Raw genomic sequence first — 25,897 nt, 5'->3', positions numbered from 1 at the left:
ACGCTTTAAACAGTTAGAGTTGGCGTTGGCTTATCAGCTGTTTTTATATTAAATACCGCCACGATTAATACTATTACTCCCCCGATTAATCCTGTCGTAAGCTCAGGATAAATCAGTAGTAACGCGCCGATGGTCAATACGCCACGCGTGAGTGGACTCATAGCACCTTTAAAATACCCTTCTAACGCGGCCCCTAAGGCAATAACACCTGTTACCGATGTCAATACGACTGCCACTATGTCAAAGATAGGCGGCAGCGGAAAGTCTTTTGCTGTAACCGCTAGACCAGTTGGATCTATCATCAGCATCGTCGGACTATAAATAAACATAAACGGCACGATAAATCCGGCCAATGCTAACTTTAACGATAAGAATCCTGTCTTCATTGGATCACCACCGGATATGCCCGCCCCAGCAAAGGCGGCTAGACACACAGGTGGGGTAATATTGGCAAAAATACCAAAATAAAACACAAACATATGCGCTGATAAAATCGGAATATCAAAACCTGCTAGTGCAGGCGCTGCCATCGTTGCGGTAATGATATAAGCAGGAATAGACGGCAAGCCCATCCCCAAAACCATCGAGGCCAGCATGGTCAAGATTAAGGTGAGGAACAACGACCCCGCTCCTAATGTCACGATGGATGAGGTCATCACCGTCCCAAAGCTAGTCAAGCTGACCACACCAATAATCACCCCGACGACCGCACAAGCAGCCATCACAGCCAGCGACTGACGAGCACCATCTTCTAGTGCGCCTAAAATATCGGAGAACCCCATTCTGGTCTCTTTGCGTATCATACTAATTGCGACTGTAAAACCGATGGTATAGGCCGCTGCATAGCCGACCGGTACGTTTTTGATTAATAAAAATATTAGAAACACAATCGGTAGTAGCATATGGCCACGCGCTTTTAATACCTCTTTGACGGCTGGTAAGTTTTCTTTAGCGATGCCTTTTAGGTCGCGGCGCCCTGCACGAAAATGCACTTGGGCAATGACACCCAGATAATAGAGTACTGCGGGTAATAGAGCGGCTAAAGCAATGGTACTGTACGGCAAGCCTGTTGTCTCAGCCATAATAAAAGCACTGGCTCCCATAATAGGCGGCAATATCTGTCCACCAACCGACGCACTTGCTTCTACTGCCCCTGCAAAGTCTTTATGATAACCGACCTTTTTCATCAGCGGGATAGTAAACGCTCCAGTACTAACAACGTTCGATAACGCTGAGCCATTGATACTGCCCATAAAGCCGCTAGAGATAACCGCGACTTTTGCAGGTCCGCCTTTTTTATCACCAGCTAGCGCAAGTGCCAAGTCATTAAACAGCTGACCCATGCCCGAGCGCGCTAAAAATGCCCCGAATAGAATAAACAAAAAGATAAACGTTACCGATGCGCCAATCGCGACAGAATATAGACCTTCAGTTTTTAAAAATAATTGACCAAAAATATCGCCCATATCATAAGGACGCGTGAGCAATCGATCAGGCATAAAATCTAGATGACTGATAAATGGATAAGCCAAAAATATCGACGCCAGTATGGGCAGTATCCAGCCTGTGATACGTCGACTACCTTCGAGTACACAGATGACCGTAATAATAGAAAATATCACATCAACCTGATTGGCCATGCCGCCACGTGAGGTCACAATGTCTTGATACTCGTATATCAGATAGGCCATCCCTGACAAGGACAGCATAAACCATATCCAGTCATACCAGGCTACGCGCTTACGGCTGCTTTTTTTACTCGCTGGAAAGATAAGAAATATCAGGGCAAATCCAACTCCGACGTGTACAGAGCGTTGTAGCAATGCTGGCATCGGATTAAAGGTGATATACAAATGAAAGATAGAATATAAAATGCAAATTCCAGCGATAAAATACTTGACTGGACCTTGAGTGATTTGACGGGTGATTGACTCTCGATCATACTTTTCTAATATGGCTTGATTATGAGCTTGCGCGTCAAGCTCAGCATCTACATTGGTATCAGCATGGGTGTTGGCATGTATGGGCAGATCAGCTTGATTGGCTGATATCGTTGTCACATTATCGTGATCCGTCACTTGAGAGTTCATGACAAAAATCCTTTTTTAATCTATCAATTAAATGATACGCTTTGGGCGTAATCGTTACTTCAGAATAATCTGGCGCCCATTCGTGAATTAAAAGCCGATGGTCGGCATAATTTAGTTCACCCTTGGTCAGCCTAGACACTACCCAATTCAGACTTGGCATTTTTTCATTGATTTGATAACCCAAATAGCCAGGTTTTTGTATGGGGGCTAGCGCTTCAGTCGAAGGCGTACCTGCGCCAAACGCTTCAAAATAAGTGGTGGTCAACAGCAGACCATCGTCTGTGCGCTGATACTGCTCCTCCCACCACTGCTTTTCTACAGAATGAATCCAGCGCAGCTCAAAGTCGGGTTCAGTAAAATAACAAGTCACTGTATCAACTTGCACTTCGATGACGGACTGACGTGATAAGCTGGCCCATAGCACAAAAAAAACTAGCGCAGCAACCAGTGCCGCGCTAGTTAATAGCCATAAACGTTTATTTGGCTGCTTGCTCATCGTAGTACTTTTTAGCGCCAGGATGAATCGGCGCTACCATACCGGTATTAGCAGACTCTAAGCTGATATCGTTGGCCGCTTGATGCGCTGTTTTTAGACCATCTAAATTTTCAAACAAAGCCTTGGTGAGCTTATAACCATCGTCTTCAGATAAGTCTGAACTCACCAATAATGCATTCATAATCGCTGCAGTTGGTATCGCAGTATCGTTGCCATAAGTACCAGCAGGAATCTCAAAAGTCTTAAAATAAGGTTTGGTTGCGATGATGTCATTCAGCTTGTCTTGATCGATCGTGATCAGCTGCAAGTCTAAGCCTTGCTCTAACTCCATCAATGACGAGTTTGGTAGACCACTACTAAAGAACGCCGCTTCGATTTTACCAGCCTTCATACCATCAGCTGCTTCAGCAAAGCCTAGATAATCCACATCGATATCATCATAAGTAATACCAAAACCTTCTAATAGGGTTCGAGCGTTGACTTCTGTGCCTGAACCTTGATCGCCTACTGCGATACGCTTACCACGCAAATCTTCGATATTCTTGATACCTGACTTTTGAGACGTCACGATCTGAACCACATTCGGGTATAACACAGCGATCTGTTGAATGTTGTCAATTGGCTGATCAAAGTTGTTTTTACCTTCAACCGCATCGGTGACGACATCACTCAGCGCCAGTACCATATCAACCTTGCCTTGAGTCAATAGGTTGACGTTTTCAACTGAGGCGCCTGTCGTCTGCGTCTTTGAGTTAACGCCAAAGGTTTTGGCATAAACCTCAGACAATGCAGTGCCAATGATATTATAAGGGCCAGATGCGCCGCCTGTGGCTATAGTGACAAACTTTGTGTCCAGCTTATCATTCGCAGTAGCCGCAGTGGTTTCTGACTCGCCAGAGACCGCTGAATCCTCAGCGCTTGCTGTTTCATTTTCTGTATTAGAGCATGCTGTGAATGCCAAACTAGAGGCAACCATTGCTATCATTAGAGCCGTCTTACTGGTCAATTTCATTGATTTCTTCCTTGATGGTTAAGACTATTTTTGGTTATCAATTAATCTAATTGCTTCATAACCTTGTAAGCATACCGCAACTCACTCCAAATAAAAATGATATCTAACGAATTTTTCGTGTTATACCTATAGGTACTTAGTAATAGTGATTTATTTTTTGAAAAAATATAGGTTATGCTGACCCCACATTGATAACCAATTGGAAGCCAATTAGGATGAGCACAATAAAAGATAGCCAAGTTGCAAATAAAGCGTATTTAAACGACCGCACCTCTACAACTATTCAACATTCCGCTGATATCGCCATCATCGGTGGTAGTGGTCTGTATCAGATGCAAGATTTGACTAATAAGCGCAGCATTGTTATTCCAACGCCTTTTGGTAAGCCATCTGATCAAATTGTATTGGGTGAAATGAATGGCATAACGGTCGCATTCTTAACGCGGCATGGTCAAGGACACCGATTATCCCCGTCAGAAGTACCCTATCGCGCCAATATCTATGCGCTAAAGTCCTTAGGCGTACGCTATGTCATCTCAGTATCAGCGGTCGGCTCATTGCAAGAAACACTAAAACCTCTAGATATGGTCGTCCCTGATCAAATGATTGATATGACTAAGCAGCGTGTTAGTACGTTTTTTGGTGATGGTGCAGTCGCTCATGTATCGATGGCTGATCCATTATGCTCTAAAGTAGCAGATATTTTGCTGCGAGCTTATAAAAAAGCGCATATTGTCGATGGACAGTGCCACTCAAAAGCGACCTATATATGTATCGAAGGGCCGCAGTTCTCCACTCGTGCGGAGTCACACTGGTATCGGCAAATGAATGCTGACATTATCGGTATGACCAATATGCCAGAGGCAAAACTTGCGCGTGAAGCCAGTATCGCCTATGCCACCTTGGCACTAGTGACCGATTTCGATAGCTGGCATCCTACCGAGGAAGCTGTCAGTGCTGACTACGCCATTCAGAACCTGATGAAAAATGCCGACAATGCCCAGCAAGTTATTAAGCAAGCAGTCGCGCTACTCGCTGCTGAACAGCCTAAATCCATCGCCCATACTGCGCTTGCCCAAGCGTTAGTCACGCCCGTTACAGCAATGGATGAGCAAACCAAAACAAGACTGGCAGCGTTACTTCCTTAATGGTTGAAACCTTAAATTTATAGGTTTTTTGTACACATAAAAGGCTATCAAAGCATTTGATGGCCTTTTTTATCTTTGGGAAGTCATTGTAGGCTGGGTTTTTAACCCAGCGCTCTACTTATGCAAAGTTAAGATGCTGGGCTAAAGCCACAGCCTACGAAAAAATATTCAAATAGTCATAAATTAGCTATTAGTCACTCTATAACCGTCCAGCCAGCCTACGGGCAGGTATTTTAAATCCGCAGGCTCATCAATATCGTTTAATGGCTCTAATAACGCCAGCGACCAATTCAATGCTGTAATACGCTGCTGCGTCACCGTAGCGACACTAGCGGTACTCCACTCGATATTTGAGAATAGACTGGCACAAGCTTGCTTAAAACCAAAAAGCACATAACCGCCATCAAAGGCTGGGATTATTACGCTTTCAAACGTTTTTAACTGCCGCACGGCCCTTCGAATTTGAGTCGTGCTAAGACTAGGACAATCAGTGCCAATTAATATAACTTGCTTAAATTGAGCTAAAGCTTGCTGGCTAGCAGTTAACATACGTTTCCCCAAGTCACCCTCTGCTTGCCCTGACCACTGTACTGACCCGGGTAAATTAAGCGTTTGCCAGCATGAATCGTTTGGTGATGGACTCACGCAAAGCTCAACGGTTAGACCAGTAGCGACGGCTTGCTCTATGCTGTGTAAAAGCAACTTGCGCGCTATTTGCGCAGCGCCTGCAACCCCAAGCGCCGGTTGCAGACGGGTTTTTGCCATACCCTGAGCAGGAAACTTGGCAAAGATAATGATAAGGGTGTCTTTTGGCATAGGATATGTATTGTCATCTAGTTTTTGTAATAACGTCGCCTTATGCTATCCGCCGAAACACCGCGCCAATAATCGAAGCGTAATCGCCACATTAATAGTATCGTGCGCCAAGTGCCGTGCTGCTGCCAGCGCCGTGCTGAGGTAACGACTTTGCTGTTTAAACAAGCAGGTTTGCCGATGGCTTTTAGACGTTTGCTTATCTCAACATCTTCCATCAATGCTTGATTGGGGTAACCGCCGAGCTGCTCAAAAAGTTTTCGCTTGATAAAGATGGCTTGATCGCCTGTGGCAATACCACTGAGTCGCGAGCGTAGATTTATCATACTGCCAACGAGTTTTAGCAGCAGTTTATTACTGTCCAAATGCACATCAAAACGTCCCCACTTAGCTTGTGTAATAGCCAATGCTATCTCAGTCATAGCGTGGTCTGGCAACTTCGTATCTGCATGCAAAAATAGCAGTACATCACCAGTAGCCAATGCCGCACCCCTATTCATTTGCAATGCACGACCAGCGCTAAAAGCTAGCACTTGCCAATCGATAGCTGACTGCTGAATCGTTATCATCTCTGTCATGAGACTTTGAGCCAGTGTAAGAGAGCCGTCTATCGATCCGCCATCAACGATGATGATTTGCTGCGGTTTTGCAGTCAATTGATGCAAATGCTCAAACAACTTTGGTAAATTGTCCGCTTCATTTAATATAGGAACAACAATAGAAACAGTAGGTGTGGCGGTCATAGTTAGCAGTACTCAACCTTTTATCTCTTATTTAGGTTCCAATTATAATTGGTGTAGCTTATTTTGGTTTTGCCAGCTTTTAGGTCAGCAGTTTGTGATTTATTAAGACCCAAAGACGAGCTATAACGGGCCAAAAACCCTTCTAAGTCGTTAGTACCACGCCAGTTCGTCTCAAAGTCCTCTTTATACCACTTAAATATCGGTGACACCTCAAGCGTACTACCTTTAAGACGATTGCGACTGCTGTCTGCTAAGAATTTATTGGTGACTTGCTCTAACTGTCTTTCTAGCTTCTTGCCGGTAAAAGCATCGTCCAATAAGGCTGGACAGCCAATGCTGGCGCAGTTGACCGCAAAATGAATGCGCGGTTCGTTATAACGTTTTGAGCCGCGTATAAGGTTATGCTCAATATCATCTAGCGAACGGGTTTTGCCAAGTAGCGGAATAAAGTCTTGCTTCCATGGTGAGCTTAGTAGTCCACCGATATCTTTAATGGATTTGATATTAGGGTATTTTATGAGCACCAGCTCTATCGTAGCAGCATTGTAGACATTGATTAAAAAGGCCAATTGCTCATCTTTATTCCAGCGGTTAAATTCTGCCTGACTGACTTTGCTTGTGGCATTCAAATAGCTACTCAACTTGCCGTTGTCTGCTTTCATGCCAGCATAGTTGACCACAGACGCTTTACCGCCATTGGTCATAGTGACGTTTTTGTCCAGCAAACTATCCCAGCTACTGTGATTAAAATCAGCGTAAGCGGCGCTCGATAGCATAATTGTGGCAGCGAGAAGAGCTTTGGTCGTTGAGACCATAGATATTGAGGTCATAGATAAAAGTGCCTTATTGGTAAACATGGAACGCGCTCCGTAGCTACTGACATAGTAGATTTGGTCTAAAAGTATTACATTGCTACTGATGTAAATTTTTTTGCTTGCGGCGCATTCACAGACAGAGGCTACAAAAAATTTATAACAATCGCTTGGAGTAAAACTCGTGAATTTTTATTTAAGAATGACTGAGGTGTGTTAAACAAAAATGGTTAAAAACAATCCTAAACTACGTTTCTGTCTCTTCTTCTAAAGCACCGCCACAACTACTACCCTGTCCTGCAGTACAGCCATAACAGTGATCGGCAATAGCGATATCATCACCAGCAGGGTCTTGCGTTAATAAATCTCTAAGATGACGACGAGACTTATTCGGTACTGGTATCTGTAATTGCTGGTTAAAGTCACAATCAAACAACTCACCCAGCCAATTGACACTAATCGTCGAGCGGCACATGACATCATTTAAATTACGAGCGTCATAATTGTCTTTGAGCAAATCCATATAAGGATGAAACTCACCCTTGGCCAATAACACCGCACCGAAGCGCTGGATCGGCATATTGGTTAAGGCAAACAGCTGATTAAACTCAATATCGAAATGTTCTTTCAACTCGCGTTTATAGTCCGCTTCTAGTCGCTGTTGATTGGGCGGCAAGCTTGCGCCTTGCGGGTTGTAGACAAGATTGAGCACAAGGTTGGGGTTGTCTTTGCCATAACCGAGCGCATTTAACTTATGCAGACCTAAGATGCTGTCATCAAATGCGCCTTTGCCGCGCTGTTTATCGACGTTTTCTAGCGAATAACACGGCAATGAGGCGACCACTTCGACCTCGTTATCTGCCAAAAACTGCGCCATATCTTCATATCCCTCTTCCATCAAGATCGTCAAGTTACAACGATCAATGACTTTGACACCAAGCTTGCGTGCCGCCTTGACCAAATATTTAAAGTCTTTGTGCATCTCAGGAGCACCGCCGGTCAAATCAAGCGTATCGATATCTTGCGCTTGCAGCACTTGCGGAATGAGCTCAATCAGCTCACGCGACATCATCTCCGTTCGGTACGGACTGGCTGCAACATGACAATGTACACAAGACATATTACATAGATAACCCATATTAACTTGTAGGACAGTAAGTCCTCGTCTTTTAATAGCAGGAAAGTCAGTGTCTTCGAGTAATTCAATGGTAGATTTCATAGTGATATAGAACCCAATTGTCAGTCCTCTTTAGTATAAATAGACATAGCTAAAATTTTAACATCACAAAAATAATCTTATAAATTCACCGTCAAAATAAAGTTAATCTAATCAATAATACCTTATTTTCTTTTGTATATTTTCATTAATATGTTTTATATTTTTATCAACATCAACGCTTATTTATCACTGCAAAATGCTTATCAATAGCGTAAAGCGAATATAAATAGCCAAATAACATTGACCGCATAAGGCTTTATCGTTAGATTGGTTACATTCATCCAGCTATATATTTAATACAATTAGGAACAGCATAATGACCACGAATATATTTATAAAACCAACTTTATTAAGCCTTGGGATTATGGGCATCATTGGCTGTACTGTTAATCAGAATGTTGATAATCAAAAGGCCAATCCGGCGGTGGTACAGACAACAGCTGCCCAAGCAACTGTTTACTATAATGGTAATATTATTACGATGGAGAGTGATAAGCCACAAATGGTTGAAGCTTTAGTTACTCAAGCAGGCAAAATTGCTTATGCTGGAAGCTTGAATTCTGCCCAGTCAAAATATAAAAACGCAGCACAAGTGGATCTAAAAGACCAAACCTTACTCCCAGGTTTTATCGATCCGCACAGCCACTTTGGTATGGTCTCAAACACCATGGGGCAAGTGAACCTCAATCCGCCGCCCGTCGGCAAGGTTGATAGTATCGATAAAATGTTAGAGGCTTTAAGCGCTTATAAAAAAGACAACAATATCGCTGATGGCGAGTGGATCTACGGCTGGGGCTATGATGAAAGTCAACTTGACGAGGATCGTCACCCGACCAAAGATGAGATCGATAAAGCGCTGCCCAGCAATCCCGTTTACTTGCAGCATACCAGCGGGCATATGGGTGTTGCCAACTCAAAAGCGCTTACGGCTATGGGTATTGATGCGGACAGCGAAGCCCCTGAAGGCGGCAATATCGCTCGCGTCAAAGGCAGCAGTGAGCCCAATGGCTTGGTGCAAGAAACCGCCATGTATCCGTTTGTGCGTAAGATGCTTGAGGTGTTAGAGCCCAATCAAGCAGAGTTTTTTGAGCAAACCCAAGATTATTATGCTCAGCATGGCGTCACCACCGCGCAAGATGGCTCAACCACGCGCGATGCGATCAAGTTTTTTCAATCGCAAGCCGATGCCGGCAAATTAAAGATTGATTTGGTGTCACTCGCTGGCGTCAGCGACTTGGATGAAAACTTAGCCGATAAAGACTTTGTTTGGAAAACCTACCAAAACGGCTTTAAGGTTCAAGGCACCAAAATCATCGCCGACGGCTCACCGCAAGGCAAGACGGCGTATTTTAGCCAGCCATATCTGACCCCTGTACCTGATTGCGATAAGGATTGTCGCGGACTACCAAGCGTGAGCCAAGAGGCGCTGAATGAGATGTTTGCCAAAGCTTATGCGCGCGACAACCAATTATTTATTCATAATAATGGCGATGCGGCGACTGATATGATCATCAAAGCCCACGAATATGCGGTCAAACAAACCGGACAAGCACTAGACAAAGATCGCCGCACCGTACCCATTCACGCGCAATTTGCCAGAATGGATCAGCTAGAGGCCTTTAAAAAATATAACATGCTGCCGTCATTTTTTACCAATCACGCCTACTTTTGGGGAGACGTGCATGTCAAAAATTTAGGGGAAGCGCGCGCCAACTTTTTAAGTCCACTTGCGACCGCTGATAAGATGGGGCTGAAATTTACCAATCACTCAGACGATACCGTGACTCCAGTCGATCCATTATTCGCCGTATGGTCAGCGGTCAATCGCACCGCGCGTAGCGGCCAGATTATCGGTCGTGATGAGCGCGTCAGCCCCTATCAAGCGTTAAAAGCCACCACTTCACATGCGGCATATGAGTACTTTGAAGAGGACAGCAAAGGCACTTTAACGCCAGGCAAATTGGCTGATCTGGTCATTTTGGACGCCAATCCGTTGACAGCGGCGCCTGACAGCATTAAAGATATCGAGGTAGTTCAAACCATCAAAGAAGGCAAAACGATTTATCAACGTTGAGCCAATATTTAAGTATAATGACGCTTATTTTTACCGTTATGTCTTAACACGTGACGGTATTGTCGTCATCTTTATTGTGACCTTTTTGACCTATTTGATTTATCAGGGAATTTTATGAGTACATCGACGCCGATCACCTCATCTGACAACAGCCATTATCTGCACCATACGTTTTTTGAACCTAAAGACGACATCAAAGCGACTTTATTAATCGTACACGGTATGGCAGAACATAGCGGCCGCTATAGCGATTTTGCGCAGTTTTTAGCCGATCACGGCATCGCAGTTGCCACTTATGATCAGCTCGGTCATGGTCGTACAATTAAGTCATCAGACGAGCTAGGATTTTTTGGTAATGAACATCCAGCACAATCATTATTAAAAGATGTCATCATCATGGCAAACACCTTAAAAGAGCGTCATCCTGACGTCCCGCATTTTATTATGGGGCACTCTATGGGCTCATTTATTGTGCGTGTGGTACTTAAACATCATGCGCAAGACTTTACAGGTGCCATTCTTATGGGGACTGCTGATGCCAACCCACTTGTAAAAGTACTGCTGCCGTTGAATGCTATTCTTGCCAAAACAGCCCCCAAAAAACAAAACACCGTATTTGCTGAAATTATGAATAAGGTACTTAATGCCAAGCTTAGTGAACGCCTGTCTTCTTCTCCCTTTGCTTGGCTAAGTGAAAATACTGACAATATCGAAGCTTATGAGGCCGATCCGCTAACTGGCTTTGAATTTACCAACAATGGCTTTATGACCCTGTTTGCGTTGATGAAGGCTGGACTACATAAACGCTGGGCATCCACCATCAACAAGAGCTTCCCCATGTTATTTGTCAGTGGCGAAAACGACCCCATCGGCAATATGGGGCGCGGTATTCGTAACATCACCAAAAACTTAAACAAGCAAGGTTTTCAAAATACTGACGCGCGTTTATACCCTAACATGCGTCACGAACCGCTACATGAGCAAGATCATAGCGTGGTCTATCATGATATTTTAAATTGGATAAAACATTTAAGTGCGTAATGAATACTGACTTGGTTTGCTAAAATTCGCTAAATTAGCGACAATACGGCAAGTATGTTTTTTGTCTAAGTTAACGTCCTTATTTCCTTACAAACTTTCCCTTTTACTAATTTTAGGAACCCTTTATGTCATTACAACAAACCATCGAGCAAGCTTTCGAAAACCGTAACGAATACAGTCCAAGTACGATGCCACAAGACGTACGCACCGCCATTGAGCAAGTGTTAGAACAGCTTGATAACGGTAGCCTACGCGTCGCTGAAAAAAAGGATGGTGAATGGGTCGTCAATCAATGGGCCAAAAAAGCGGTCTTGCTATCATTCCGCCTTAACGACAACTATGTCATGCCAGCTGGCGAACATGTACAGTTTTATGACAAAGTACCCACTAAGTTTGCCGATTGGTCTGAAGCGCAGTTTAAAGAAGCTGGCGTTCGCGTTGTACCGCCAGCAATCGCTCGTAAAGGCTCATTTGTCGCTGCAGGTGCGGTACTGATGCCGTCATATGTCAATATCGGTGCTTATGTCGATCAAGGGGCGATGGTTGATACATGGGCAACGGTTGGCTCGTGTGCGCAAATCGGTAAAAACGTGCATCTATCAGGCGGCGTAGGCATCGGCGGCGTACTTGAGCCACTACAAGCCAATCCTACTATCATTGAAGATAATTGCTTTATCGGTGCGCGCTCTGAGATCGTTGAAGGCGTGATCATCGAAGAAGGCGCTGTCATCTCTATGGGGGTTTATATCGGTCAGTCTACGCGTATTTATGATCGTGAAACTGGTGAGACTTATCGCGGCCGTGTACCAGCAGGTTCAGTTGTTGTACCAGGCTCACTACCTTCTGAAGATGGTACATATAGCTTATATGCCGCTATCATCGTCAAAAAAGTAGATGCGCAGACACGTGCTAAAACTTCAGTTAACGAGCTATTACGCTTGGCATAAGCGTTTTTATAAAAGCATTTAACCAGATAGCCAAGAGAAACATCAAGGTGCTGAAGATAAGCTTCAGCATCTTTTTTGCAGCTTAATAAGCCATCTTACGCTATAATTCGGCATAAAATATGCCTATCCTATCTAAAAAGTAATAACCAACTTGCACATGTCACTTGCCAAGTCCCTAAATTTGTCAGCTCTCTTGTGTCTTATTTTTATATTGTCTGATAACCATATGGTAACAGCCTCTCTGATTTAGCCTATTTTTTATTTTTAGTTTGTATATTTGAGACGTTTAACCACGGTATCGACACCTTATTCTGTTTGATAATACTATGAATGAGTCTTCTCTAAGAAACACTTATATTCCCGTCACTGACCCGACCGCAGGCCTGCGCTTGACAGAGATTTTTTACTCCCTACAAGGCGAGGCGATTACCTCCGGCTTACCGACGATATTTGTGCGCCTGACTGGCTGCCCGCTACGCTGTGTTTATTGTGACACTGAATATGCTTTTAGCGGCGGTGAACGTCAAGCATTAGAAACCATTATGACCACGATTGAAGGTTATCCTTGCAAGCGCATTTGCCTTACTGGCGGCGAGCCTTTAGCGCAGCCAAATGCCATTGAACTGATTAAACGCCTATTAGACGGCGGCTATGAAATTTCTCTTGAAACAGCAGGTGCGCTCACGGTAGAAAACGTACCGCCAGCGGTCAGTAAAGTCATGGACCTTAAGACGCCAAGCTCAGGGGAGGTTGATAAAAACCTATGGTCAAATCTTGACCACTTAACTCAGCATGATCAAATTAAGTTTGTCATTATGAATCGCACTGATTACGATTGGGCAAAGGCGATGCTGTTTGAGCATCAGCTTGATACATTGGTCGATACCGTTTGGTTTTCACCTATGTTTAATGTAGCAGATGATGCCAGTGAAGAGGCTAGCCCTGACGTGCCAGTACTAACTCGTGAACTGGCAGAGTGGATGCTCGCTGATGCACTGCCAGTACGCTTTCAATTGCAATTACATAAGATAATTTGGGCAGATGCCAAAGGTAAATAACTCATAATTAAAGCCTACTGTAAGGACACAGGAATGGTCAGATTGATTTTGTTAGGCCTACTGGCTGGTGCGTTTTTTAGCTCAACGTTTGTGTTAAATGAGCTGATGAGTGCAGCTGGTGGTCATTGGTTTTGGTCAGCCAGCCTGCGCTATGTATTTATGCTGCTATTGCTAACAGTAATGATTGCGATTCAGCACGGCATGGGACGCATCAGCGCGCTGTGGTCAGTTTTTCGACAGCATTGGGTATTTTGGTGTATCACTGGCAGTATCGGCTTTGGTGTGTTTTATACAGGCATCTGTTATGCAGGTGACCATGCCAGTGGTTGGGTAGTGGCCGCAACCTTTATGTTTACGGTGGTATCTAGCCTGTTGGTGTTACTGGCCTTTGGTCAGCGCTTTGATAAAAAATTTGTCGTCTATGCGCTGGTAGTATTTGCTGGCGTGGTGTTGGTTAATATCAGCGAAGGTCTACATGCCCCCAATAATGCCAATACCATCCCGTTGACACAAATGTTGCTGTACGGTGCGCTCCCAGCACTGATTGCCGCGTTTAGCTACCCCATTGGCAATCAGTTGGTCTGGCAGGCTTCTTATAATGCCAAGCAATACAAGGCCAACACGCAAGCTGACCAGCAGTCATCACATCCTATGCGTGCTGAGACCGCCCTATTGGCCAGTGCTCATGATGATTCGAGCGCTCTTAGTGAGCATGGCATCAATCATGCCCCTACAAAAACCTCCAATCTACAAACCTTGATCGGCTGTATTCCGGTTATCGAGACAGACCTATTACAGAATGCATTTAACAAAGTATGGTTAATGACTGTGGGTAGTTTGCCATTTTGGTTGGTATTAGGCATTATAGTGCGTCCTGAGTTACCGGGTGGCGCGCAGGTGTTTAATACCCTACTGGTTGCGCTATTATCAGGCGTAGCGGCGACCAGTCTTTTTTTGTATGCGCGCGAACAAGCAGTCACGTCAAGTGAGGTGGCGGGCGTTGACTCAACCCAAGCCAGTGAGATTATTTTTGCTCTGATCGGTGGTATGATCTTGCTGGGTAATCCGCTGCCATCAGCCATGGGCTTGTTTGGTATTGTGCTTATTATCGTAGGTTTGATACTGTTTGCTAAAGATGGCTAAACGACGATCTAATATGAGGCGAATTTCGTTTAAATCATATATAAAACAACAGCTCAAAAAACATCCAACCATTTTGATGTTTATGATTTGGTAATATAACCATGGTTAATGATTTGATTTTTCCTGATATTTTATTATATTTATTGGACATGGTTGGTATTATCGCCTGTGCGATTGCAGGAACCTTACTTGCACAGCATAAAGGCTTCGATATTGCTGGTTGCATCTTGGTATCGATGGTTAATGCGATTGGCGGCGGTACAATACGTGACATGGCATTAGATCGCCATCCTTTATTTTGGATGACCGACCTCAATTATGTGATTGTCATTACCGTGACGTCCTTGATTCTACAAATCTTTTTTCATTTGTATCATAAGATCGATAACGCGCTCAAGCTCTTCGATGCCATTGGTTTAGCCGCCTTTAGCGTCATTGGTTTTAAAGTTGCTTTACACCAAGATGTGTCTCCGATCGTTGCCATTATGATGGGAGTTTGGACCGCCATTATCGGCGGTATGCTACGTGATATTATTTGTAATGAGATACCACTGGTGCTACAGCGTGAGATCTATATCTCTGCCAGTATCGCCGGATCAGTAACTTATTTACTACTTGAGCGCCTAGGTGTAGATGCAGGACTCAATGAATTTATCATGCTTGGTGTTATCTTTGCAGTACGGATGCTAGCATTGCGCTTTGATTGGCATCTGCCTTCTATTCGTTTGGTTGATTAGAATGAATTTTAGTGAGATTTTCTCATGTTAACGATAGCATTGGACCCTACGGAACTGATTACCACTTTTGACCCACGCTCTTTGATATATCTGTTTGATATGATCGGCATTATTGCTTGTAGTATTTCTGGTACGATACTGGCCAAACATAAAAACTTCGATGTATTTGGCTGTTTACTGGTATCGATAGTGACGGCAATTGGCGGTGGTACGGTACGTGATGTGATTTTGGATCGTCATCCGTTATTTTGGATGGTGGACATGAGTTACCTTACGGTTATCACTATCTCTTCATTAGCGATGCAAATATTTTTCCATCCCAATTCAAAACGGGTCGATAAGTTTTTAAAACTCTCTGATACGATTGGTTTATCAGCGTTTACTTTAATCGGTATCAAGGTTGCCGATAGTATGGGAACCAATGTCCCCGTGGCGTTGTTACTGGGCGTCATTACAATCATTGTCGGCGGTATCATTCGCGATATGATCTGTAATGAGATTCCGTTAGTGCTCCAGCAAGAGATTTATATTACTGCTGCATTGACGGGCGGTATTCTCTACTTTGCGTTGCAGAATCTAGGCGTAGCTGATTGGGCTGCTGATATCTCTGCTATGACAACTATCTTTACCTTGAGGATGCTTGCCATTCGCTATGACTGGCAGTTTCCGACCCTCGAATGGAAGTATTAAAGATATGCAATGACAAGCTTATTCAATACCCTAGCCTGCTTCTACCGTCTCTTTTACAAGTGCCAAATCTCTCACCATAAGCTGCAAGCTTTGTTTGCCATTCCATTCATTAATATCTAGCTGAAATAACAAATGCACTTTTTCGGCGCGATAGTCCCAAGCGCTGCTATCAAAGTTAAAATAAATCGCCTCAATCGGATATTGCACTTCAGGATAACGCAACGACAGTTTAAGGTGCTTGTCTTTTAAGATTTTGAAGCTTAACACTTCAAATACACCATCAAATATCGGCGGTACAAACCCGTGACCCCAAATACTGGCATGTGCTAAATGCTCTGCGAACCATAAACTAAAATCGCCTGCCTGTAATGGCCCATCGGTGAATTTTTGCTCGGCGAATACTGTATTGTCCACCTCTGCCATGACTTCATTGAACGCCGTCACAAAACCATCAAAGTTGCTACGTTTGATAGTCAAACCTGCCGCCATCGCATGACCACCAAAATGACTGATTAAATTAGGATAGCGCTCCGCTACTTGCTCAATGGCATCACGAATATGTACGCCAGCAATTGAACGCGCTGAGCCTTTGATCGCATCATCATCTCCAGTACGCTCTGTATCCGCTGGTGCGAAAACGATACTGGGCAAATAATGACTTTCTTTTAAACGTCCAGCAACGATACCGATGACGCCTTGATGCCAATCGTCTTGATATAAAATAATACTACGCTTGCTAGAGCGGCTAGATTTGTTGTTAATAGGGCTACCAGAGTGAATAACTTGATTGTTATCTTTATCGTTGTCTGTATCAGCCGTCAATGCCTGCACAATGCCATCAGCTTGCGCGCGCATCTCGCCTTCTACCTGACGTCGCGTACGATTTAGCTGTTCAAGTTCTTGCGCTAGGCGCTGGGCAGTGCCCCAATCCTCAGTCAATAAACATTCAATACCGATACGCATATTGTCCATACGCCCAGCGGCATTAATACGCGGACCCAAAACAAAACCGAAATCTTGTGCATGTAATTGTTTAGGGTCACGACCCGCTTGCTCAAGCAGGGCTAAGATACCTATACAGCAGCGCCCTTGACGAATGGCATTTAGCCCATGATGTACCAAGATACGGTTATTCTTATCAAGCACGCCAACATCGGCGATCGTACCAAGTGCCACTAAATCTAAATATTGACTGACTTGGATGGTAGATTTGTCAGCTTCACGCCGTAGTTTTGCCAAACGTCCAAGTACATAAAACGCCACGCCGACCCCTACCAATGCTTTGCTGCTAAAATCACAATCGAGTTGATTAGGATTCACTACGGCCTCAGCAGGCGGTGTCTCTTTGGTCGTAAGGTGATGGTCGGTAATAATGACGATAATGCCCTCAGCCTGCGCACGGGCAACCCCTTCATGACTTGAGATACCATTGTCAACAGTAACTATCATATCGGGCTTATAAGTCTCAATACCCAACTCGACAATCTCAGGTGTCAATCCATAACCATATTTGAAGCGATCTGGTACTAAGAAATCAACGACCGCGCCCATCTTGGTGAGCGCACGCATCATCAGCGCAGTACTGGTCGCGCCATCACAATCAAAGTCGCCAACGATAAGAATACGCTGACCTTCATCAATGGCGATATCTAATAAACGCACCGCTTCGGTAACGCCGTGCAACCTCTCAGCTGGTAGTAGTCCAGACAAACCCGTTTCAAGCTCATCAAGCGCAGTAATACCGCGCCCTGCATACAAACGTGCAAGCGTAAGCGATTGAGTAGCAAGGGGTTGCAAGGCAGAGGGCAGCTCGTCGATGCGAGTGCTGGTATAACGAGGGGTCAAATTTAGCATAGCCGTATTCTACTGGCTTTCACAAAGGGTCACAACGGGAATTTATAACGATTGAGTACATAATAAATAATTATAGCAATTTATACGCTTTAACTTGCCCATGCTCTTTAATGATTTTAACCCAAATTTATATTTCAGAATTTACGTTTTTACAAAAACTGTGCATAGTAAGTGTGTTTTTCTGCATTTTGATACAAAGCAATGATTGTAAGCTGACTATAAATCCATAAAATGGTAACCATCTGAGATATTTGTTATCTGTTAAACTTTTCATTTTTTATAAGGAAGCTTTATGAAAACCACTCCAGCAGCTGAAAAACTACCAAATACCATCGATCCAAACTTAGACTTAGAACAAGTCAAAAAAGAATGTAAAAAATTGGTCAAAAAGCGTGCCAAATACTCTGCTGGTGTAGCGGTCGTCCCTGTGCCATTTTTTGATGTTGCAGTTGATGCTGGTATGCTTACCCAGTTGTTACCTGAAATTAGCGAACGCTTTGGTCTGATTGAAGGACGTGAGTCAGCGGTAGATTTAGATTCACGGGCAATCCATTGGAGCGCTTTAAAAGATCGTACTGTTGATTTTGCAGGACTTATGGCAACGCGCGGTATTGTCAAAAAGACCGTACAAGGCTTCGGTGGTCGTATTGCGGCGAAACAAGTCACTAAGTTCATTCCACTTGGCGGTCAGATGGTAGCAGCTACGATGGGCTACATGATTTTCAAAAAAATTGCGACTGACCATATCAACGAATGCTACAAGCTGGCAAAAGATATTCAGAATAAACAACACGGTAAAAATGTTTAAAACCATTAGAGACTGTTGAATACTCAACTCACTGTAATGATGAAATAAAACCAGTTAAGATACTTTATCTTAGCTGGTTTTTTAGTTCTTAATCAGCCAAAATATATCGTTAGGCTTTATTAGTGATTCATAAATGCAGTCTAACGTGCCTCAATTTAGACCCTACTAAACACCTTGAAGGAACAATCATGAAAAAAACCCTAGCCTCAACTGCGCTTCTTGCTTCACTGACCTTGGCTGGATGTACAACAACAGGGACCAATACCAATGCAAACACTGCAATAGGTACCGCCAATGAAATCGGTATGAACGTGTTTAAAGCCGCTATTGACAACCAATGCCGTAGTCAAATTGAAAATCAAAGTGCTTGGCGTATTGCAAGCGCAGCTATGACTGAAACACAAGAAGAAGCGGTAAAAAGTAAGGTTTGTGGCTGCGTCAGTGAGCAAGCTCCGCAGCAAGTTACTATCGTTGAGTTAGGTAATGCTGCCATTGACCCAGCCTACCGAACACAGCTGGTCACACGTGTGGTTGCCAAATCGTTGCAGTCTTGCTACGCAAGCTTCACTCAATAAGTGTTCCATTCATTTAAGCAAAAAACCCAATGTGTTCTATCAATAAGCACATTGGGTGTTGGCAATTACTAGCGTTTAACCTCTCTAGCATCTGATACTTCTAACGTCTATTCTGTTTAGCTTTTACTGTCTAGTATTTATCAGCATCTGTAATTACCCCGTCATTACCTAAAGAAGCACCCATAGGCAAGACCCTAGACGGACGGAAATATTTAGAATGGCTGCTGATAATGTCGTTTACGCCATCGACTAAATCTTCAATCACATCATCATAAATACCATGATGCAGCTCAGTTTCAAACGCAGTAAAGGGATGCTTTCGCGCTGCGGCCCGCACATCTGTAATGCCTTCTTTGGTATAAAACATATTTACAGAGCCATCACTGTTCAACACGCAATTGAGCTCACCATTATCAATAGCCATGTCAATACGTTCAGGCGTAAAGATGTAATCTTCTACATCGAGCAGCTGTTTTTCTACTTCTTTTTTGAAGATGTCTTTAATATCCATCTGTCAAATACTCCTTTGTGTCTATTGTCAGTAAAACGGTCATAATCATAAATACAATCATGACCCAAACCCTGTCTTATTTTTTATATTATAAGATGTCTACTTTGTTTTTAAGACAAAAAATGTAATTGTGCGTTTGCAGTTGGTAATGGTGAAAGGCAGTCGTTAGCCTTGATATTAAAGTAGGTTTACAAATGTTAGCTTATAAAAGTCAGATGAGTTTAGTCAGTATATCTATCAAATAACAACTACATAAAAAAGGCGAGCTGCAAACCATGCAACTCACCTTTTTAAGTATTAATTTTAGTGCTAATTAATCTCTTTTACATCGTCAACTAAATCCAACCTTTCTCACGAAACGACTTTAATACCTCAATGAACACCGCCATCTCATCAGGTGTGCCAAGTGTTAGGCGGCTAAAACCTTCAATTGGTGGAAACTCGCGTCCGACCACAATGCCATGCTCTCGCATTCTGTCCATGTAGACTTTTACATTGCCTTTAACTTCATGAAAAATAAAGTTGGCTTGTGAAGGCAAATGACGCAGACCCAATTCGTCTAGTGTCGCCTCAACCATTTCACGTGATTGATTAGTAATGCGTAAGCTGCGCGCCAAGAACTCTTCGTCATCTAGGGTCGCAATGACGGCCACTGCACCTGATAAATTGGTGTTATCTATGGACATAAAAGCTTCGATAGCAGCGGTCGTTTGCGGATTGGCAATGGCATAGCCCATGCGCATACCTGCCAGCGCACATAGTTTTGAGAAAGTACGAACGACGATCAGATTAGCTGATAGCTCTTGCTTTACCCACTCAACCCCACTCTCAAAACTTGGGTCGGTAATGTACTCTGAATAAGCTTGATCCAGTAAAAAATAGTGATTCGCTGGGGCATCTTTTATCCAGGCTTTTAGCTTGTCCGTTACAGTGATAGTTGCCGTTGGATTATTAGGATTGCAAAGATAAAACAAGCTGATGCCATCGAATTCATTAGCTGCTTTTTGCAGGTTGTCAAAATCTAAATCGTAATTGTTAGGCGTTAGTGGTACTTTTACGACAGACTCGCCGATAGAGAGTGCATACAATTCTGCATAAGCAAAAGTAGGATCAGGCACGATGACTTGAAATTGCTTGCCTGCTTTTAAAGCTTTGGTTTGTAGCATTTGCACGACGGCTCGGATATTTTCGCTGGAGCCGTTGCCTAGTGAGACCTGGCTTTCTGTTACGCCGTTGACCTCAGCAATTTTATTAATAAGAGCTGCGCGCTGATCGTCTGGATAACGAAACCCGATATCAAAAGATTCTAAGATAGCTTGTTTGGCAGAGTCTGCCATGCCAAGTGAGTTTTCGTTAGAGTTTAACTCTAGTAAGTTATAAGTATGCACAATGGATAATAGACCTGATTTGAAGGTGGGTGATGGGGTGAATGGGTGTCATATTAAGTGGCATTGCATCTGATTACAAGGTTTCTTCCTATTGATTTATTTTAAAAAAATTGAGTGCTACTGGAAGCAATTTTACCTAGCTTCTAGAGTAACTAATATGGTCAAAAGAGCATTTTTCAGTTTTGAACACGCCATAAAAAAGGTGAGACGCAACTTATGCACCTCACCTTTTTCAATATTGATTGGTCCTGTTAAACGCACTAATCTTTTAAACCATTAATCAAACCCAGCCCTTTTCACGAAATGACTTTAGTACTTTAATAAATACTGTCATCTCATCAGGTGTGCCAAGTGTTAAGCGGTTGAACCCTGTCACAGGAGGAAACTCGCGACCTACTTTGATGCCACTATCACGCATCCTATTGATATATGTGCGCAAATCTCCTTTGATTTCATGAAAAATAAAGTTGGTCTGTGAAGGTAAATAGCGAAGTCCAAGCTCGTCTAATGCTGCTTCAACCATCTGACGGGATTGTTTAGTTGTGCGTGAACTTAGCTTCAAAAAATCTATATCATCTAAGGTCGTAAGAGCAGCGACCGCACCTGACAAGTTGGTGTTATCCATAGACATAAACGCTTCAACAGCAGCGATAGCCTGTGGGTTAGAAATCGCGTAGCCCACTCGCATACCGGCTAAAGCATATAACTTTGAAAAAGTATGAATGACAATAAGGTTATCTGACAATCCTTGTTTTACCCACTCAAATCCACTTTCAAAGGTTGGGTCTGTCACGTATTCTAAGTACGCTTGATCCAATAAAAAGTAATGGTTGTCTGGTGCGTTACTTATCCAAGTTTTAAGCTTGGCCGTTGAGGTAATAGTCCCTGTCGGATTATTAGGATTACAAAGATAAAGTAAACTAATTCCATCAAACTCATCAGCAGCTTTTTGCAGATTCTGTAAGTCTAAATCATAATTTTCGGCCGTTAAAGGTATCTTGACTACCAAGGCGCCAATAGAATCTGCGTACATCTCAGCACAATCAAACGTTGGCACAGGAATTACCATTTGGAACTCTTTGCCCTCTTTAAATGCTTTGTGTTGCAGCATTTGAATGGTAGCTCGCATATTTTCAGTCGAGCCATTACCTAACGAGACTTGGTTTTCTGCCACATTATGCATAGTGGCAATTTTGTTAATGAGTGCAGCACGTGGATTGTCTGGATAACGAAAACCTGCACTTAGAGACTCTGTAACGGCCTGTTTGGCAGAATCTGACATGCCGAGCGAGTTTTCGTTCGCGTTTAACTCCAAAAATTTATTATTATGCATAGGAACGATACGCCTAAATATCAGTGGAAGATAAAATCAAATTTGATGATTGATATCATATTAAGTGGCATTTGGTATGATTACAAGTTTTCTAAACCCCAAACATTAGTTATTAGTTATATTTCACAGAAACCTTTCTACTTTCAAGCATTTAGCAGCCAATAAAAAAGGATAAATTGCAAAGATGCAACTTATCCTTTAACCGCTAAATAAGACGGATACTCACTACGGTTTAAATAAACTATTAGATTAAATGCGCTTTTAACTCTAATACCTTATCCCTTGTTTTCGCTGCATCCTCAAACTTCAAATCACGAGAAAACTGCTTCATAAGCTTCTCAAGACGATTGATTTCTTTAGCCAGCAGATCAGGACTGCGCAAGATACTGATATCAACATCAGGCAGATGACTCTTAATCGGAATCACTTGATTGTCATTGGCATCCAAGCTTTCGCCCGTGTCAATCTTGTCCGTGATACTACGGCGCGCGCCTTTTGGTGTGATGTTGTGCTCAAGGTTAAAAGCAATTTGCTTGTCACGGCGACGATCCGTTTCATCTATCGCCGCTTGCATACTTGGCGTAATACGATCGGCATACAGAATGGCTTTACCATTTAAGTGACGCGCAGCGCGGCCAATAGTCTGAATAAGGGAGCGCTCCGAGCGCAAAAAGCCTTCTTTATCGGCGTCAAATATCGCAACCAACGACACCTCTGGCATATCCAAACCTTCACGCAATAAGTTAATACCGACCAACACATCGTGTACGCCAGTACGCAGCTCGTGAATAATTTGCATCCGTTCAACCGTATCAATGTCCGAATGCAGATAGGCAACTTTGACATCATACTCTTTAAGGTAGCTGGTCAGATCTTCTGACATACGCTTGGTCAACGTCGTAATCAGTACGCGTTCATCTTTTTCGCGGCGTTTGATAATCTCCGATAACACATCATCGACTTGCGTGAGCACGGGACGAATTTCAATCTCTGGATCAATCAAACCCGTTGGGCGCACCACTTGCTCAACCACTTGTTCGCTGTGCTCAAGCTCATATAACGCAGGCGTGGCACTCACATAAATGGTTTTGGGCTTGATACGCTCCCATTCTTCAAACTTCATCGGACGATTATTCATCGCACTTGGCAGACGAAAACCATAATTGACCAAGTTTTCTTTACGCGATCTATCGCCTTTATACATCGCGCCAATTTGCGAAACGGTCACATGCGATTCATCGAGGAACAATAACGCATCCTCTGGAATATAATCAAATAAAGTCGGCGGCGCCTCTCCTGAGGGGCGACCGGAGAGGTGCTGCGAGTAGTTTTCGATACCATTACAGTAGCCAAGCTGCTGAATCATCTCAAGATCATACTGGGTGCGTTCTTTGAGACGCTGAGCTTCAATCAACTTATTATTATCACGGAAATACTCTAAACGCGGCTCAAGCTCCTCGCGAATGGTATGACTGGCTGCTTCTAATTTATTACGAGGGGTTACGTAATGAGATTTTGGATAAATAGTGATGCGCGGTACGCTACGTACGGTTTTACCTGTCAAGGGATCAAACCATGTGATTTTTTCGACTTCATTGTCAAACAGATGCACACGCACAGCCAACTGCTCAGATTCAGCAGGATAAATATCTAATAGCTCACCGCGCAATCGATAAGTACCACGTCCAAAGTCTAATTCATTGCGTGTATATTGCATCTCGACCAGACGCTTAATGGTTGCAGTACGGTCTATCTTGTCTCCAACCACGACATGTAACAGCATCTTTAGATAGCTTTCTGGATCGCCCAAACCGTAAATACACGATACTGAAGCCACAATAATAGCATCACGGCGCTCAAGTAGCGCACGTGTCGCTGATAGACGCATCTGATCAATATGATCATTAATGGCGCTGTCTTTTTCGATAAAGGTATCGCTCGCTGCAACGTAAGCTTCAGGCTGATAATAGTCGTAGTAGCTGACAAAGTACTCAACCGCGTTATTAGGGAAAAACGCTTTGAACTCACCGTATAGCTGGGCAGCCAAGGTTTTGTTGTGTGCCATGATAATGGTTGGACGTTGGCATTCGGAGATGACCTTAGCCATAGTATAAGTCTTACCAGAACCGGTCACCCCAAGTAGCAACTGCTCATCCATACCCTTATCGATACCCTTGACCAGTTTTTCAATCGCTTGCGGCTGATCACCCGCTGGCTCAAAATCGGTGACCATCTCAAAGGCGCGACTTGATATTTGCGTCCCAGACGCATTGACACCAACGATTTCAGCTTCGCCTTGGAGCTGAGTGGCCAATTGGTTTAACTGACGCGACGAGCGCGGTTCAGGCATTCGCATAATGGCTTTCTTCCTCGTTAAGTTTAAAATAATATGGGGGTTAAACTGCTCTTTTTAAAGGATAATAGTAAGTTTTATCCTTAGTTATAGATAGCAGGTGTACTAACATTATGATTGAGCAAACTGTTAAAAATGGGCCTCGAAGTATCAACTTTCGACAGACTCATATTCGTTAATAGTAGATAGAGAAAATTTGAGCTGATAATGCTAGTCACAGTACCTTTAATTACGACCAAATTTACAAAGCTTTTCACGATTAACAAAGTCATTACACGACCACTTAATAAAGCATAACGCTTGAGGGTTCAATCATTCATGTAAACTGCTATCATCGTTTATGAATTGACTGGTAACACTCAAGCGAAGCGTTAGTCATTATCTTAATCTTATTAATAGATTGTCACAAATCAATCGTCACAATCTTAGAATTATTTTTAGATAAAACACAAAGGCTAACGTGAGACAGCTGTTTAAGAAAATATTAATAAAGAACAATTCGTCTTAAAATTTTAAACTCAGCAAAATAAATTTAAATAATGGAGTAAAATATGAGAGAACGTTACGCAAGCGGTATTACTGATGATACAGCGAAAAAAATGGTAGATTTGCTAAACTCTAATTTAGCCAATTTGATCGACTTGAGCATGGATAGCAAACAGTGCCATTGGAATCTACAAGGTACTGGCTTTATCGGTGTGCATCAATTGTTAGATGACACCTACGAGCGTTTAACAGAAGCATATGACACTGTAGCCGAACGTATTGTTATTTTAGGTGGTAAAGCGAACGGTATCTCAAAACGTGTCGTTGAAGACTCCGTACTAGAGACTTACCCTACTGACATTACTGAAGTTGATCAGCATGTTCGTGAGTTGACCAATCGTTATAAGAAGATTGCAGAAGAGCTACGCAAGGCCATTGATACTGCTGGAGAAGCTGGTGACGAAGATACAGCGGACTTATTTACTGAAGTCAGTCGTATTATCGATAAAGATGCTTGGTTCATCGGTGCTAACGCACCAAAAAAATAATATTTAGCATATAAGTAT

At 43.2% G+C, this 25,897-nt stretch carries 23 protein-coding genes; 11 read left to right on the top strand and 12 right to left on the bottom strand.

Going from position 1 to position 25,897, the window contains the following annotated elements:
• Positions 1–5 precede the first annotated feature (5 nt).
• The 3 genes from ACS8FB_RS00440 to ACS8FB_RS00430 are packed head-to-tail and all read right to left on the bottom strand — an operon-like array spanning position 6 to position 3,598.
• A complete protein-coding gene (locus ACS8FB_RS00440; RefSeq protein WP_439260503.1) occupies positions 6–2,090 on the bottom strand; it encodes a TRAP transporter permease in 2,085 nt (694 codons plus the stop codon).
• Positions 2,062–2,586, bottom strand: a complete 525-nt coding sequence (locus tag ACS8FB_RS00435) for a DUF1850 domain-containing protein (RefSeq protein WP_439260502.1) — start codon at positions 2,584–2,586, stop codon at positions 2,062–2,064. The genes ACS8FB_RS00440 and ACS8FB_RS00435 overlap by 29 nt, the downstream gene beginning before the upstream one ends.
• Positions 2,567–3,598, bottom strand: coding sequence for a TAXI family TRAP transporter solute-binding subunit (locus tag ACS8FB_RS00430; protein ID WP_439260501.1), 1,032 nt, complete (start codon positions 3,596–3,598; stop codon positions 2,567–2,569). The genes ACS8FB_RS00435 and ACS8FB_RS00430 overlap by 20 nt, the downstream gene beginning before the upstream one ends.
• A gap of 215 nt (positions 3,599–3,813) precedes the next feature.
• Between ACS8FB_RS00430 and mtnP the strand changes: the two genes are divergently transcribed.
• Positions 3,814–4,746 carry an S-methyl-5'-thioadenosine phosphorylase gene (gene mtnP, locus ACS8FB_RS00425; RefSeq protein ID WP_439260499.1) on the top strand — a complete coding sequence of 311 codons (933 nt, stop codon included), beginning with the start codon at positions 3,814–3,816 and terminating at the stop codon, positions 4,744–4,746.
• A 183-nt stretch (positions 4,747–4,929) separates the two neighbouring features.
• On the opposite strand, the gene ACS8FB_RS00420 is transcribed toward mtnP, so the two are convergent.
• The 4 genes from ACS8FB_RS00420 to arsS all read right to left on the bottom strand — a co-directional run bounded on the left by ACS8FB_RS00420 (position 4,930) and on the right by arsS (position 8,333).
• A complete protein-coding gene (locus tag ACS8FB_RS00420) occupies positions 4,930–5,562 on the bottom strand; it encodes a TIGR04282 family arsenosugar biosynthesis glycosyltransferase (RefSeq protein ID WP_439260498.1) in 633 nt (210 codons plus the stop codon).
• Positions 5,563–5,579: 17 nt separating this feature from the next.
• Positions 5,580–6,302 carry a TIGR04283 family arsenosugar biosynthesis glycosyltransferase gene (locus ACS8FB_RS00415; protein WP_439260497.1) on the bottom strand — a complete coding sequence of 241 codons (723 nt, stop codon included), beginning with the start codon at positions 6,300–6,302 and terminating at the stop codon, positions 5,580–5,582.
• Between the two features lie 20 nt (positions 6,303–6,322).
• Positions 6,323–7,132, bottom strand: coding sequence for a DUF547 domain-containing protein (locus tag ACS8FB_RS00410; protein WP_439260495.1), 810 nt, complete (start codon positions 7,130–7,132; stop codon positions 6,323–6,325).
• A gap of 229 nt (positions 7,133–7,361) precedes the next feature.
• Positions 7,362–8,333, bottom strand: a complete 972-nt coding sequence (arsS, locus tag ACS8FB_RS00405; protein WP_439260494.1) for an arsenosugar biosynthesis radical SAM (seleno)protein ArsS — start codon at positions 8,331–8,333, stop codon at positions 7,362–7,364.
• 316 nt (positions 8,334–8,649) lie between these two features.
• Between arsS and ACS8FB_RS00400 the strand changes: the two genes are divergently transcribed.
• The 7 genes from ACS8FB_RS00400 (at position 8,650) to ACS8FB_RS00370 (ending at position 16,023) form a co-directional block, all read left to right on the top strand.
• Positions 8,650–10,407: an amidohydrolase gene (locus tag ACS8FB_RS00400; RefSeq protein ID WP_439260493.1), complete on the top strand. Its 1,758-nt coding sequence runs from the start codon at positions 8,650–8,652 to the stop codon at positions 10,405–10,407.
• A gap of 114 nt (positions 10,408–10,521) precedes the next feature.
• Entirely contained in the window at positions 10,522–11,448 is a 927-nt protein-coding gene (locus ACS8FB_RS00395) for an alpha/beta fold hydrolase (RefSeq protein WP_439260492.1), read from the top strand.
• Positions 11,449–11,573: 125 nt separating this feature from the next.
• A complete protein-coding gene (gene dapD, locus ACS8FB_RS00390) occupies positions 11,574–12,395 on the top strand; it encodes a 2,3,4,5-tetrahydropyridine-2,6-dicarboxylate N-succinyltransferase (RefSeq protein WP_439260491.1) in 822 nt (273 codons plus the stop codon).
• A 326-nt stretch (positions 12,396–12,721) separates the two neighbouring features.
• Positions 12,722–13,453 (top strand): 7-carboxy-7-deazaguanine synthase QueE, encoded by a 732-nt coding sequence (gene queE / locus ACS8FB_RS00385; protein ID WP_439260490.1) that lies wholly within the window; start codon positions 12,722–12,724, stop codon positions 13,451–13,453.
• 33 nt (positions 13,454–13,486) lie between these two features.
• The gene (locus ACS8FB_RS00380) at positions 13,487–14,596 is read left to right on the top strand and encodes a multidrug resistance efflux transporter family protein (protein WP_439260489.1); all 1,110 of its coding nucleotides are present in this window, start codon (positions 13,487–13,489) and stop codon (positions 14,594–14,596) included.
• A gap of 101 nt (positions 14,597–14,697) precedes the next feature.
• Positions 14,698–15,333 carry a trimeric intracellular cation channel family protein gene (locus tag ACS8FB_RS00375; RefSeq protein WP_439260488.1) on the top strand — a complete coding sequence of 212 codons (636 nt, stop codon included), beginning with the start codon at positions 14,698–14,700 and terminating at the stop codon, positions 15,331–15,333.
• A 24-nt stretch (positions 15,334–15,357) separates the two neighbouring features.
• A complete protein-coding gene (locus tag ACS8FB_RS00370) occupies positions 15,358–16,023 on the top strand; it encodes a trimeric intracellular cation channel family protein (protein WP_439260487.1) in 666 nt (221 codons plus the stop codon).
• Between the two features lie 30 nt (positions 16,024–16,053).
• Here the strand turns inward: ACS8FB_RS00370 and recJ are convergent, their stop codons facing one another.
• The gene (recJ, locus tag ACS8FB_RS00365) at positions 16,054–17,877 is read right to left on the bottom strand and encodes a single-stranded-DNA-specific exonuclease RecJ (protein WP_439260486.1); all 1,824 of its coding nucleotides are present in this window, start codon (positions 17,875–17,877) and stop codon (positions 16,054–16,056) included.
• A 292-nt stretch (positions 17,878–18,169) separates the two neighbouring features.
• On the opposite strand from recJ, the gene ACS8FB_RS00360 reads away from it, so the two are divergent.
• Together ACS8FB_RS00360 and ACS8FB_RS00355 are read left to right on the top strand one after the other, a co-directional pair.
• Positions 18,170–18,685 carry a hypothetical protein gene (locus ACS8FB_RS00360; protein WP_439260485.1) on the top strand — a complete coding sequence of 172 codons (516 nt, stop codon included), beginning with the start codon at positions 18,170–18,172 and terminating at the stop codon, positions 18,683–18,685.
• A 188-nt stretch (positions 18,686–18,873) separates the two neighbouring features.
• A complete protein-coding gene (locus tag ACS8FB_RS00355) occupies positions 18,874–19,260 on the top strand; it encodes a hypothetical protein (RefSeq protein ID WP_439260484.1) in 387 nt (128 codons plus the stop codon).
• Between the two features lie 130 nt (positions 19,261–19,390).
• Here ACS8FB_RS00355 and ACS8FB_RS00350 read toward each other — a convergent pair whose 3' ends face one another.
• The 4 genes from ACS8FB_RS00350 to uvrB form a co-directional block, all read right to left on the bottom strand.
• Complete coding sequence (locus ACS8FB_RS00350) at positions 19,391–19,771, bottom strand: hypothetical protein (RefSeq protein WP_439260482.1); 381 nt, start codon at positions 19,769–19,771, stop codon at positions 19,391–19,393.
• A gap of 335 nt (positions 19,772–20,106) precedes the next feature.
• The gene (locus tag ACS8FB_RS00345) at positions 20,107–21,159 is read right to left on the bottom strand and encodes a pyridoxal phosphate-dependent aminotransferase (RefSeq protein ID WP_439260480.1); all 1,053 of its coding nucleotides are present in this window, start codon (positions 21,157–21,159) and stop codon (positions 20,107–20,109) included.
• A 280-nt stretch (positions 21,160–21,439) separates the two neighbouring features.
• Positions 21,440–22,492, bottom strand: a complete 1,053-nt coding sequence (locus ACS8FB_RS00340; protein ID WP_439260478.1) for a pyridoxal phosphate-dependent aminotransferase — start codon at positions 22,490–22,492, stop codon at positions 21,440–21,442.
• 244 nt (positions 22,493–22,736) lie between these two features.
• On the bottom strand, positions 22,737–24,848 hold the full coding sequence (gene uvrB, locus ACS8FB_RS00335; RefSeq protein WP_299216926.1) for an excinuclease ABC subunit UvrB: 2,112 nt from the start codon (positions 24,846–24,848) through the stop codon (positions 22,737–22,739).
• Between the two features lie 548 nt (positions 24,849–25,396).
• Here uvrB and dps point away from each other — a divergent pair.
• A complete protein-coding gene (gene dps / locus ACS8FB_RS00330; RefSeq protein WP_439260476.1) occupies positions 25,397–25,879 on the top strand; it encodes a DNA starvation/stationary phase protection protein Dps in 483 nt (160 codons plus the stop codon).
• The last annotated feature ends 18 nt before the right edge of the window (positions 25,880–25,897 follow it).

It is taken from the genome of Psychrobacter sp. 1U1 (assembly GCF_051847535.1).
Taxonomy (GTDB): Bacteria; Pseudomonadota; Gammaproteobacteria; order Pseudomonadales; family Moraxellaceae; genus Psychrobacter; species Psychrobacter saeujeotis.
This window is presented reverse-complemented; position numbering and strand designations above follow the sequence as displayed.